The organism is Kiloniellales bacterium, assembly GCA_030064845.1.
Taxonomy (GTDB): domain Bacteria; phylum Pseudomonadota; class Alphaproteobacteria; order Kiloniellales; family JAKSDN01; genus JASJEC01.
This window is the reverse complement of record JASJEC010000013.1, coordinates 96,269-108,525: the sequence shown is the minus strand read 5'-3', so window position 1 is coordinate 108,525 and position 12,257 is coordinate 96,269. Positions and strand designations below refer to the sequence as shown.

Genomic DNA, 12,257 nt, shown 5'->3' with positions numbered 1-12,257 from the left:
GCCGCGGCGACGCCCGGCAGGGGCGCGTGGTAGGCCATGGCGGCCTCGGCCATGCCGCGCGGCACGGCGCTTCCGGCTGGCGCCGGGTAGGCCGCGCCCGGGCCGTGGTGCGCGCGGAGCGCGGAGAAGGCGGTCGCCGCGACCGTGGTCGAGGCCCGGTGCCCGGCCTCGGCCAGCGCGTGGCGGCAGGCCGAGACGATCAGGCCACGCACCAGCGCCGGGTCGCGGAAGCGCACCTCGGTCTTGGCCGGGTGCACGTTGACGTCGACCTCTTCGGGCGGCAGCTCGAGAAAGAGCGCGACCAACGGGTGACGGTCGGACGCCAGGAAGTCGTGGTAGGCGCCGCGCACCGCGCCGTGCAGCAGCCGGTCGCGGACCGGCCGGCCGTTGACGAAGAGATACTGTTGCTGCGCGTTGGCGCGGTTCAGGGTCGGCAGGCCGATGTAGCCGGTCAGGCGGAGCTGCTCGCGCAGGGCCTCGATCGGCAGCGCGTTGTCCTTGAACTCCCGGGCCATCACCGCGGTCAGCCGCTTCAGGCGCCGCTCGAAGAGGTCACCCTCGGCGGCCGGCAGGCGGAGCGTGGCGCGGCCCTCGTCGGTCAGGGTGAAGCCGACCGCCGGATGGGCCATGGCGAGTCGGCGCACCGCGTCGAGCACGTGGCCCGACTCGCTGCGCGGCGTCTTGAGAAACTTGAGCCGGGCCGGCGTGGCGAAGAAGAGATCGCGCACCTCGACCCGCGTGCCCCGGGGCTGGGCGCTCGGTGTCGCCGCGCCCTTGCGGCCGCCCTCCACCGTCAGGCTCCAGCCTTCCGCCGCGCCCTTGGCGCGGCTCGCCAGCGTCAGACGGCTGACCGCGCCGATCGAGGGCAGGGCCTCGCCGCGAAAGCCCAGCGTGGCGATCTTGACCAGGTCGTCGCCCGGCAGCTTCGAGGTCGCGTGGCGCTCGACCGCCAGTTCAAGCTCCGCCGCCGACATGCCCCGGCCGTCGTCGGTGACCGAGAGGAAGGTCCGGCCGCCGTCGCGCAGCACCACGTCGATCTGCCCGGCGCCCGCGTCGAGCGCGTTCTCGACCAGTTCCTTGACCGCGGCGGCGGGGCGCTCGATCACCTCGCCGGCGGCGATCCGGTTGACCAGGGATTCCGGCAGGCGGCGCAGCCTCACGGCGCGGTCTCCGCGAGGTAGCGCCGCGCCAGCACCTTGCCTTCCTCGACGGCGGGCTGGCCGAAGGGATCGACGCCCAGAAGGTCGGCTGTGATCAGCGTCTCCAGCATGAAGTGGGCGAAGAGGCCGCCCAGGACCGCTTCGTCGAGCCGCTCCAGGGTGAAGACCCGGACCGGCCGGCCGTTGTTGGCCAGAGTGTCGGCCGTGGCCCGCGCCATGGCCGCCATGAGGTCGCCGAGCCGGCGCCCGCCCAGATAGGCGAGCGGGCTGTCCGCGACCAGCGCGGGATCGACGGCCGGACCCTCGCCTTCGGTCGCCAGACGGACCAGGGTGAACATCTTGTCCCGGGGGCCGGCGAGATAGAGCTGCAGCTGGCTGTGCTGGTCGACCGTGCCCAGCGCGTCGATCGGCGTGGTTCCCTTGCCGTCCTTGCCCAGGCTCTCGGCCCAGAGCTGGCGGTACCACTGCGAGAGGCTCGCCAGGCGATCCGCGTAGGGCATGAGCACGCTCTGGGCGATGTGGCGCTCGTTCAAGAGGCCGACCGAGATGGCAGCGCCCAGGGCCGCCGGCGAGTCCGCCGGCTGGGCCGCCGAGAGGCTCCGGCCGAGCGCCTCCTCGGCCCCGGCGCGCACCGCCGCCGCGTCCAGCCCGGCGATCATGGTCGGCAGCAGTCCGACGTTGGTCAGCACCGAGAAGCGCCCGCCGACCGCGGCCTCGTGGTCCAGGCACGGCAGGCCGAAGCGGGCCGCGATGCGGCGCAGAGGATTGTCCCCCGGGTCGCTGATCACCGTGATCCGACGCGCCAGGTCGGTGTCACCCTGCGCCTCCCGCAGGCGCTGCAGGAGCACCAGGAACTGCGCCATGGTCTCCGCCGTGCCGCCCGACTTGGAGATTACGATAAGGCCGAGCCGGGCGAGATCGGATCCTTCGATCAGGGTCTCGAAGCTGTGGGGATCGACGTTGGCGAGGAAGCGGAGCCGCGGACCGGAGGAGCGCCGCGGATCGCTCAGGGTCGCCAGCGTCTGGCCGCCCAGGGAGGAGCCGCCCATGCCGAGCACTAGGACCTCGTCGAAGGACTCGCGGTAGGCCTCGGCGACCGGCAGGCAGGCGGCCAGGTCCTGCCCGCCCCGGGGCACCGGCAGCTGCGCCAGGTCCTGCGCCCGCCAGGCGGCGCCGAGGCGCGTCAGGCTCGGCGCGGCCGCGCCCAAGGTGCGCGCCAGAGTCTCGTCGGTCAGTCCGCCCTCGCCGATGCTGGCGGCGAGGCAGGTCCCGCAATGCTGCTCATAGGTCATGGACAATCGGTCCCGGCCGGCCCAGAGCGGATCACGTTTTGGCGGAAACTCTTCGCGGTTCCCGCAAACCAGGTGAACCCGCCCGGTCGCGATCTGTTAGAGCAGATCCACCGAGTCTGCGCTAGAGCGGATCGCGATTAAAGGTATTCGCCCGGCATGGTCCCGGTGCGGCTGGAAGTGGGCGCCGCGGCGGAGAAAGGCGGAGTCGTCCGGCGTTTGCCGGAGAAGGCGTCAGCTGCCGTCGGCCGCCGGGGCCTCGCGGGTCGGGCTCACGCCCTCCGGCATGCCGACCACCACGACGGTCAGTTCCTCGGCGTCGTAGAGCCGCTTGGCGACCCGCCGAACGTCCTCCAGCGTCACCGCCTCGATCAGGTCGTTGCGCCGGTTGATGTAGTCGATCCCGAGGCTCTCCTCCTGGATCGCCAGCAGCATGCCGGCGATCCGGCCCGTGCTGCTCTGCCGCAGGGGGTAGGAGCCGGTCAGGAAGGTCTTGGCCGCCTCGAGCTCCTCGGCGGTCGGCCCGTCCTCGGCCATGCGCCCCCACTCGCTCCGGATCACCTCGAGGGTCTCGCCGACGCGGGCGTTCTGGGTGGCGACGCCGCCGCCGATCAGCGCCGCATGATCGAGTGGGCCGAGATAGCTGTAGACGGAGTAGGCGAGGCCGCGCTTCTCGCGGACCTCCTGGTAGAGGCGCGAAGAAAAGGAGCCGCCGCCCAGGATGTGGTTGACTACGTAAGCCGCGTAGAAGTCCGGATCGTCCCGCTTCAGGCCGCCGTGCGCGAAGGTCACGACGCTCTGCGGGATCTCCCGTTGCACGACGACCACCTCGCCGGCGTTCTCGAGCCCGGTATCGGCGACCCCCGGTCCGGAGGTCTCGGCCGGCAGGCCGAGGAAGGTCTTGTCCAGCAGGGTTGCGAGCTCGGCGGTGGTGAGGTCGCCGACGACGGCCACCTTGAAGCCGCCGCGGGTGAGGCGCTGCGCGGCGAAGGCCCGCAGGTCCTCCGCCGTGATCGACGCGACGCTCTCTGGCGTGCCGCGGCTCGGCCGGCCGTAGTTGTGGGTCGGGAAGAGCAGCTTGCGCAAAGTCCGTCCGGCGATCGCGCTGGGGTTCTCCAGGTCACGGCGCAGACCGGCCAGGATCTGGCCCCGGATCCGCTCAACCGGCTCGGGATCGAAGCGCGGCTCGGTCAGCGCCAGGCGCAGGAGATCGAACGCCGTCTCGCGGTTCTCGCTCAGCGTCCGCAGCTGGCCGCCGAAGGAGTCGCGCCCGGAGGAGAACGACAGGCGGATCGCCAGGTCCTCCAGGCGCGCCTGGAAGGCCTGGGAGTCGAGCGGGCCGGCGCCCTCGTCGAGCAGCCCGGAAGCCAGGTTGGCCAGGCCCTCGCGGCCGGCGGGGTCGAGCGCCGCGCCGCCCTCGAACGAGAACTCCACCGAGATGATCGGATTGGCGTGGTCCTCCACCAGCCAGGCCTCGATGCCGCCGGGGCTGACCACTCGCTGGACGTCGACCGCGCGGGCCGGAAACGCCCAGAGCAGGCCGATCAGGATGACGCCGAGAAGGCGGGTGGGCGTGGGTATGAGGCGCATGGCGGGAGGCTCGCTTACGATGTGCTGTCGGGCAGGAGGTAGGACGTCACGGAGTGGTCGTCGCGGAACACCGCCCGCGCCGCCGCGTTGACCTGCTCTGCGGTCACCGCGTCGATCCGCTCGGGCCAGGCCTCGACGTCCTCGACCGTAGAGCCGGTCGTCAGGGCGGAGCCGAAGACGCGCGCGCCCGTCCCGAGGTCGTCCCGCGCGTAGATGGCGAGCGCCTTCAAGCGCTGCTGCGCCGCCGCGACCTCTTCGGCCGTAACGCCGTCGGCGAGCAGCTTGGCGATCTCCGCCCGCAGCGCCTCTTCCAGGTCGGCCATATCGACGCCGAGGCGCGGCGAGGCGCTTACACGGAAGGAGCTGAGATCGAAGCTGGATGCGTCGTAGCCGCTGCCGGCTCTCGCGGCGAGCTTCTGTTCCACCACCAGCGCGCGGTAGAGCCGGCTCGTCGTGCCGCTGCCCAGGATCTCGTCCAGAACCTGCAGGGCATAGGCGTGCTCGCTGGCGCCCCGGTTGTAGCTCGGCGCGAGGAAGCTGACCGACATCGCGGGCTGCGAGACCCGCGGGCTCTCCAACGTAACGCTCCGCGCCGTGTTGTGGGGCGGCTCCGCGACCCGCGCGCGCTCGGGGATGTCGGCGGGGGCGATCGGCCCGTAGTACTTCTCGGCGAGCGGCCGCACGTCTTCGGCGGTCACGTCGCCGGCGACCACGAGCACGGCGTTGTTGGGGGCGTACCATTTCCGATAAAAGGCCAGCGCGCCCTCGGTGGAGAGCTGCTTGATCTCGTGCTCCCAGCCGATCACCGGCACCCGGTAGGGGTGGTTGAGGAAGAGCGTCGCGTTGGCCTGCTCCCAGAGCTGCGAGCTCGGGTTGTTGCCGACCCGGCTGCGCCGCTCCTCGAGGACCACCTGCCGTTCCGGATCGACGATCTCGTCGGTCAGTTGCAGGTTGGTCATGCGGTCGGCTTCATAGCGCATCATGATCTCGAGCCGGTCGCGGGCCACGGTCTGGAAGTAGGCCGTGTAATCGTAGCTGGTGAAGGCGTTCTGGACGCCGCCGTTCTCGGCGACGATGCGCGTGAACTCGCCGGGCTCCGTGTTCTTCGTGCCCTTGAACATGAGGTGCTCGAGGAAGTGGGCGAGACCGGACTCGCCCGGGGCCTCGTCGGCCGCGCCGACCCGGTACCAGATCATGTGGGTCACGATCGGCGCCCGCCGGTTGGTCACGACGACCACCTTGAGACCGTTGTCGAGGGTGAAGGTCTCCGGGTCGAAAACGCCCGCCTCGGCCTTGGGCGCCGCGATCGCGGCGAGGCCAAGGGCGGCGAGCAGCAGGACTGCCGCCTTGTGGAAGAAAGATCTCTGTGCTTCCGGTTGCGGCGCGGCGCGCATGGCATCTCCTTCGTGACATATTGAGTGGTCGGAGCCCGAGGCAGCGGGCCAACCGCCGTCGCTGCTATATGGCTTCGGAAATACGCCGTGCAAGCCGGGCCGGATGACCGGCCATCAAAGCTTCGCGAGGCCCGGGGCCCGGCGAAAGGCCGGCCCGTGGCTCAGGATGGCCGGTCAACCCTGAACACTTTGTAAAGCCCGCGGCCCTTGAGCTCGACCTGCCGCGCGTCCAGCAGCTGGAATTCGCCACCCAAGAGCTCGGCCGTATCGGCCGAGACCAGCACCTCGTCCGGCGGGCAGACGTCCTGAATCCGGCTGGCGACGTTAACCGTGTCGCCCCAGATGTCGTAGGCGAACTTATGCTGGCCGATCACGCCGGCGGTCAGGCTGCCGGTATGGACGCCGGTGCGCATGCGCCAGCGGCCGGCCTGATGGCCGGCGTGGGCCCGAACGATATCGCGGACCTCCAGCGCGAAGCCGACCGCGGTGCGGGCGTGCCCGGGCTCGTCGCCGGACAGTCCGGCGGCGGCGAGGTAGGCGTCGCCGATCGTCTTGATTTTCTCGATCCCCAGGCGCAGCGCGGCGGCGTCGAAGTCGGTGTAGAGCGCGTTCAGCGCCGCGACGAGCTCGGCCGCCGTCATGCTGGCCGAGATCGGCGTGAAGCCGACAAGATCGGAGAACACGACCGAGGCGCAGTCGATCGAATCGGCGATCGTCTCCGCGCCCCGGTTCAACCGGCTGATCACCGCCTCGGGAAGGATGTTGCGCAGCAGCCGGTCCGACTTCTCCTTCTCGGCCTCGATCTGACGCAGCAGAGAAGCTTGCAGGTGCGAATTGCCGCGCTGGATCTCCTGCAGCAGCTGCAGGGACTGCTCGGTGCGCAGGAGCCGGCGCTTGAGCAGACGGTTCTCCCGCTCGATCGGGTTGGATCCCTGGTCGCTCGCGGAGTCGGGCATCACCTGAGCGCCACGGACACGATGGCCTGGTTGTGGAAGCTGGCCGGTGAGTCCGGCGCGTTGGATCCGATTTCGCCGTAGCCGTAGAATCCGACCACGGGGACGGCGGGGCCGAGCCGCTTGCGAAGCTGGTGGAACTCCTGCTGAACGTCCTGCGCCAGGAACATGCGCCGCACCGCGCAAGAGCAGAAGAACACCACGGCGGGGCCGGCGTCGTCCGGAAAGGCCGACATGGTCCGCTCGATCAAGGCGCCGGCACCGCGCTCGACATCCTCGACCGTGGCGAAGGCGAGCTGCACGCGGTCGCCCTCCGCGATGCCGCCGACCACCGTGATCGTGCGCGCGTCCTCGTCGTAGGCGATCGGCGTGCGAACCGTGAATCGGTCCTCCGCTTCCAGGATCGCGAGCGGCGTGCCGAGAAAGACCCGGACGTCCTCGCCCAGCATGCCGCGGTAGAAGTCGAGAGCCGGCGCATCGTCGATCCGCAGGATGGTCGGACCGGCGGCGGCGGTGACCCGTCCCGGCTCGCCGACCGGGCGCCAGCTGGTCTCGGCGGCCGTGGCGATCTTGAGCGGGCCGGCGAGGGCGAGCAGGACGAAGGCGTCGGACAGGATCTCGTCCTCGAAGAAGATCGATGTCCGGGACCAGGGCGGATAGCTCGCCGCCGCGCCGCCGACGATCGGAATCGTGCCGTCGAAGCGCTCCAGGAGCGCGCGCAGGGCAAGATCCGGATCGCCGTCCACCGTGTCGCTCAGCATGAAGCAGAGCTGAGGGCGGGTTCCGCCCAGTTGCCGGGCAATGGCCTCGTGGGCCTCGGCGACCGCCCGGCCGGGATCGGCCGAGGGTGTCCGGCCCACGGCGATGGAAAAGCGAACGTCGGGCGAGTGGAACAGCACGAGGAGGATCGAGTCGTCCTGAAAGCCCTCGATCGTCGAGGCTTCTCCAGCCGTGGTGCAGCCGATCAGGGGAACCCCGGGCAGCGCCGCCCGAATGCGGGACACGACCTGCCGGTGGTCGAGGCCGTTGGCGACGAAGAGCAACCCGGCCGACGCCCGCTCCGATCCCAGCGCGGCCATAACCTGCGCCAGGACCGCTTCGACGGCCGGCTCCAGATCGATGTCGGCGCTGTGTCCAACCGCGACGGCGAGCAAGGCTCCTCCCGTGCATGCCCCTAGCCGGTGACGTCACCCCGCGCCCATCAAGGGACCACCGTGACCGGGGGTTCCAAGCTTTTCCGGCGACCGACTAGAAGATGTCTTCCAAGAGCGCCCGCTCGCGCCGTTCGATGACCGGGGTCTGGCCATCGGTCGACAGTCTGCCGAGCGAGGCGTTCTGTCTCAGCCGCTCCGACTCGCCTGCCGCGTCGACCACCACGCCGGCCGGGAGCGGATCGCGCCAGAAGATGATGTAGTCCATGAAACTCTTCTGCTGCTCGTTCAGGCGGTCGGTTTCCTGATCCACCGTGTCGCGGATATTGGGGTCCATGCGCTGAGTCCCGGCGGCGGCCAGGAACGCCCGCTCGCCGGGCGAGCGGGTCGCGTCTGCGGGCGGCCCGCTGCTGAACGCCGGCGCCTGGTCGTCGATGCGGAACACGGTCCGGCGGGCCTGTTGCTGGGCGGTGCCTTCCTGGGGGCGGGTCTGGCCGGGCTGCGGCGGCCGCAGGGAGTACTGCGGCGGCATGCTGAGCGGCGCGCGCGGCTGCACCCGGAATTCATCCGGCGGTTCCTTAACCATGCCGAGATCTTGTTTGACCGACGTACAGGCGGCCGTAGCGGCGAGCACCGCGATCAGCAGCCCGTTGCGAAGGCCTAGAAGTTTTCCCTTCATTCTCGATTCGCCGCTCATGCGGCGCCCAACTCTCTAGCCTAGGTTTTACTCTCGCGCGGCTCCAGGAACAAGGCGTCAAACAGGAGGATAACCACGCCCACGGTGATGCTGCTGTCGGCCACGTTGAACGCCGGCCAATGCCAGCCGGCGAGATGGAAATCAAGGAAATCGATGACGCCCGGCGCGTGCAGACGGTCGATTACGTTGCCGATGGCCCCGCCGATGATGGCGCCGATGGCGTAGGCCGGCAGGGCGCGGTCCTGCCGGGTCAACCAGACCGTGAGGCCGGTGACGATGGCGAGGGACAGCCCGCTGAGCAGCCAGGCGTGCCAGGGCGTGTCGGCGGCCAGTAGGCCGAAGCTGACGCCGGTGTTGTGGGTCAATACCAGGTTGAAGAAGCCGGTGACCGGGAAGTAGCCGCGCTCGGCGCCGCCGAAGAAGTCGACGACCCACCATTTGGTGATCTGGTCGCAGATGACCACGGCCAGCGCCAGCGCCAGCGCGCCGCCGACCCGTCGGTTCAGCACGGTCTCGCGCGCCACGGCGGTCATGCTGGCGCGGGCGCCCGGTCGAGGACCGCCTCGGCGCAGCGCCCGCAGGTCCCGGGCGCCGCGGGGTTGCTGCCGACCTCAGGCAGCACCCGCCAGCAGCGCTGGCACTTCTCGCCCTCGGCCAGTTCGACCACCGTCGCGACGCCGGGTACCTCGTCCAGGACGAAAGCGCCGTTTGGCGCCTCGCCCTCGACCAGGGAGAAGTCCGAGGTAATGGCGATCTCCGCCAGGTCGAGTCCGTCGAGTGCTCCGTTCAGGTCGGCCCGCTGCGAATAGACCCGGGGATGGGCCTGGAGCGAGGAGCCGATGCGCTTCTCGGCCCGCTCGATCTCGAGCGCCCCAGTCACCACGCGGCGCAGCTCGCGCACCTTGCTCCAGCGGGCGTCCAGCGCCTCGTCGCGCCAGTCCTTCGGGATCTCCGGAAAGACCCGCAGATGCACGCTTTCCTCGGGCCCGGCGCCCCCGGCTTGATTGGGCGTCCTGGCCAGCCAGGCCTCCTCGGCGGTGAAGCAGAGGATCGGCGCCAGCCAGGCGGTCAGGCAGCCGAACAGGTGGTCGAGCACGGTGCGACAGGCCCGGCGCCGGATCGCGCTAGGCTTGTCGCAGTAGAGCGCGTCCTTGCGGATGTCGAAATAGAAGGCCGAGAGGTCGACCGCGCAGAAATTGTGCAGCTGCTGATAGATGCGGTGGAAGTCGAAGTCGTGGCAGCCCTGGCGCACGACCTGGTCCAGCTCGCTCAGGCGGTGCAGCACCCAGCGATCGAGATCCGGCATCTCGGCGGCCGGCAGGCGCTCGGCCTCGGTGAAGCCGTCCAGGTTGCCGATCACGTAGCGCAGGGTGTTCCTCAGCCGCCGATAGGCGTCGATGTGATAGCCCAGGATCTCCTTGCCGATCCGGATGTCTTCCTCGTAGTTCGAGGCGACCACCCAGAGCCGCAGGATGTCGGCGCCGTTCCGGTCGATGATCTCCTGGGGCGCGATGATGTTGCCATCGCGCTTGGACATCTTGCGGCCCTTCTCGTCGAGCACGAAGCCGTGGGTCAGGACGGCGTCGTAGGGCGCCCGGCCACGGGTCCCGCAGGATTCCAGGAGCGAGGTATGGAACCAGCCGCGGTGCTGGTCCGAGCCCTCGAGGTAGAGGTCGGCCGGCCAGCGCAGCTCGGGCCGGTCCTCCAGCACGAAGCTGTGGGTCGAACCGGAGTCGAACCAGACCTCGACCACGTCGGTGATCTGCTCGTAGTCCGCGGCATTGTGGTCGTTGCCGAGGAAGCGCTGCGGGTCGCTGGAAAACCAGGCGTCGCCGCCCTCTTCCTCGAAGACCGCGGCGATGCGGTCGATCACGGCCTGATCGCGCAGCGGCTCACCGGTCTCCTTGTGCACGAAGAGCGGCAGCGGCGTGCCCCAGAGCCGCTGGCGCGAGATGCACCAGTCGGGCCGCTGCTCGATCATGGCGCGCAGGCGCTTCTGTCCGGCGGCCGGCACGAAGCGGGTCTCGTCGATCGCCTTCAGCGACTTGGCCCTGAGGTCGTTGGTCTCCATGGAGATGAACCACTGGGGCGTGTTGCGGAAGATCAGCGGCGCCCGGGAACGCCAGGAGTGGGGATAGCTGTGCCTCAGCTTGCCCTTGGCGAGCAGGCGGTCGACCGCGGCCAGCGCGCGCAGCACCGCCGGATTGGCGTCGCCCATCTTGCCGTCCTGGTCGTAGACCAGGGTGCCGGCGACCAGGGGCACGTGGTCGAAGAAGGCGCCGTCGGGCCCGACGGTCTGGGGAATCTCGATGCCGTGCTCGCGCCCCAGCGCCCAGTCGTCCGCCCCGTGGCCCGGCGCGATGTGGACGAAGCCGGTGCCCTGGTCCATGGTGACGAAGTCGCCGGGATGGAGTGGCACCTCGAAGTCGTAGCCGCCGCCGGCCTCGGGGTGGCCGTTGAAGGGGTGGTGGCAGACCAGTCCGGCCAGCTCGGCGCCTTTGCCGACCCACATCACCTCGGTCTGCTTGATGCCCGCCGTCTTGCAGAAATCGTCGAGCAGCTCGCCGCCGACCAGCAGCACCTCGCCGACCCTGGCGCGGCTGTCGTCGCCGACCTCCAAGACCTTCACGGCCAGATAGGCCTCTTCCTCGCCGTAGGCGATGGCCCGGTTGCCCGGGATGGTCCAGGGCGTGGTGGTCCAGATCACCACCGAGGCGCCCTCGAGCGCTTTGACCGTCGCCTCGACCACCGGGAAGCGCACCCAGATGGTGATCGAGGTGTGGTCGTGATACTCGACCTCGGCGTCGGCTAGGGCGGTCTTCTCGACCACCGACCAGAGCACCGGCCGGGCACCGGCGTAGAGCCCGCCGTTTATCAGGAACTTGCCGATCTCGCGGACGATCTGGGCCTCGGCGGCATAGGCCATGGTGGTGTAGGGCCGCTCGAAGTCGCCCTCGACGCCTAAGCGCTTGAACTCCTCGGTCTGGACCTTGATCCAGTGCTCGGCGAAGTCGCGGCACTCGCGGCGGAACTCGACCGGCGGCACGGCGTCCTTGTCCTGGCCGCGCTCGCGGTAGCCCTCCTCGATCTTCCACTCGATCGGCAGGCCGTGGCAGTCCCAGCCCGGGACGTAGTGGGCGTCCCTGCCGAGCATCTGCTGCGAGCGGTTGATGACGTCCTTCAGGATCTTGTTGAGCGCGTGGCCCATGTGCAGGTGGCCGTTGGCGTAAGGCGGGCCGTCGTGCAGCATGAAGGGCTCGCGTCCCTTGGAGGCTTCGCGCAGGCGCTCGAACAGTCCGATCTTCTCCCAGTGCGCCAGGATCTCCGGCTCGCGCTTGGGCAGGCCGGCGCGCATGGGGAAGTCGCTCTTGGGCAGGAAGACGGTATCTTTGTAATCCACGGTCATGGCGAGCCTTTCGCTCGGCTCCCTTCGAGGGTTGGGTCCGGCCGCGGCTAGCGGGCCAGGCTCGACCTGGCCCGGCGGCAATCCGCGGCGATTTGTGCCTTCAAAGCCTCCAGCCCGTCAAACTTCTTTTCCCCGCGCAGGAAATCGACCAGTTGGACCCTGAGGCGGCGGCCGTAGAGGTCTCCCTCGAAGTCGAAGAGATGGACCTCAAGCCGGACTTCCGTGCCGCCGACCGTCGGGCGGTAGCCCAGGTTGGCGGCGCCGTCCCGCCAGACCTTCTCGCCCGGCGCGTCGATCAGGACGCGCACCGCGTAGACGCCGAGGGCCGGCACGAAGTCCTCGCCCAGAGGCAGGTTGGCGGTCGGGAACCCGATGGTGCGCCCGCGCCGATCGCCCGGCGTCACCTCGCCGGCGATCTCCCACGGAGATCCGAGACGCCCGGCGGCCTCGCGGGGCTTCCCGGCCCGCAGCAGCGCGCGGATCTCTTCGCTAACGGCGGTCGCAGGAGACCCGTCGTTCATGTCCGTCTCGGCCCGTGCAGTGATCGTTCGCCGGGACAAAGCCTGGAGCGGACCCCGGTGTCAATGGGCCGGGGCGGTTCTGGACGGCGCGGAAGG

9 protein-coding genes and 1 pseudogene are annotated in these 12,257 nt (G+C 70.0%); all 10 read right to left on the bottom strand.

The features are described 5' to 3' along the window. A partial coding sequence (gene mutL, locus QNJ67_07500; protein ID MDJ0608807.1) for a DNA mismatch repair endonuclease MutL occupies nucleotides 1-1,160 on the bottom strand: 1,160 nt, incomplete at its 3' end. Then, nucleotides 1,157-2,452, bottom strand: a complete 1,296-nt coding sequence (locus tag QNJ67_07495; protein MDJ0608806.1) for a glucose-6-phosphate isomerase — start codon at nucleotides 2,450-2,452, stop codon at nucleotides 1,157-1,159. The genes mutL and QNJ67_07495, both read right to left, overlap by 4 nt. Before the next feature lie 231 nt (nucleotides 2,453-2,683). Beyond that, entirely contained in the window at nucleotides 2,684-4,039 is a 1,356-nt protein-coding gene (locus QNJ67_07490; GenBank protein MDJ0608805.1) for a pitrilysin family protein, read from the bottom strand. Nucleotides 4,040-4,053: 14 nt separating this feature from the next. After that, nucleotides 4,054-5,433 (bottom strand): pitrilysin family protein, encoded by a 1,380-nt coding sequence (locus QNJ67_07485; protein MDJ0608804.1) that lies wholly within the window; start codon nucleotides 5,431-5,433, stop codon nucleotides 4,054-4,056. Nucleotides 5,434-5,594: 161 nt separating this feature from the next. Beyond that, nucleotides 5,595-6,389: an adenylate/guanylate cyclase domain-containing protein gene (locus QNJ67_07480; protein ID MDJ0608803.1), complete on the bottom strand. Its 795-nt coding sequence runs from the start codon at nucleotides 6,387-6,389 to the stop codon at nucleotides 5,595-5,597. Beyond that, nucleotides 6,389-7,540: an FIST N-terminal domain-containing protein gene (locus tag QNJ67_07475; protein MDJ0608802.1), complete on the bottom strand. Its 1,152-nt coding sequence runs from the start codon at nucleotides 7,538-7,540 to the stop codon at nucleotides 6,389-6,391. The genes QNJ67_07480 and QNJ67_07475 overlap by 1 nt, the downstream gene beginning before the upstream one ends. 94 nt (nucleotides 7,541-7,634) lie before the next feature. Further along, nucleotides 7,635-8,216, bottom strand: coding sequence for a DUF3035 domain-containing protein (locus tag QNJ67_07470; protein MDJ0608801.1), 582 nt, complete (start codon nucleotides 8,214-8,216; stop codon nucleotides 7,635-7,637). A 38-nt stretch (nucleotides 8,217-8,254) separates the two neighbouring features. After that, nucleotides 8,255-8,767, bottom strand: coding sequence for a signal peptidase II (gene lspA / locus QNJ67_07465; protein MDJ0608800.1), 513 nt, complete (start codon nucleotides 8,765-8,767; stop codon nucleotides 8,255-8,257). Continuing rightward, nucleotides 8,764-11,640: an isoleucine--tRNA ligase gene (ileS, locus tag QNJ67_07460; protein ID MDJ0608799.1), complete on the bottom strand. Its 2,877-nt coding sequence runs from the start codon at nucleotides 11,638-11,640 to the stop codon at nucleotides 8,764-8,766. The genes lspA and ileS overlap by 4 nt, the downstream gene beginning before the upstream one ends. Nucleotides 11,641-11,687: 47 nt before the next feature. Next, nucleotides 11,688-12,122 (bottom strand): annotated as a pseudogene (locus QNJ67_07455) (riboflavin kinase). Nucleotides 12,123-12,257 lie beyond the last annotated feature (135 nt).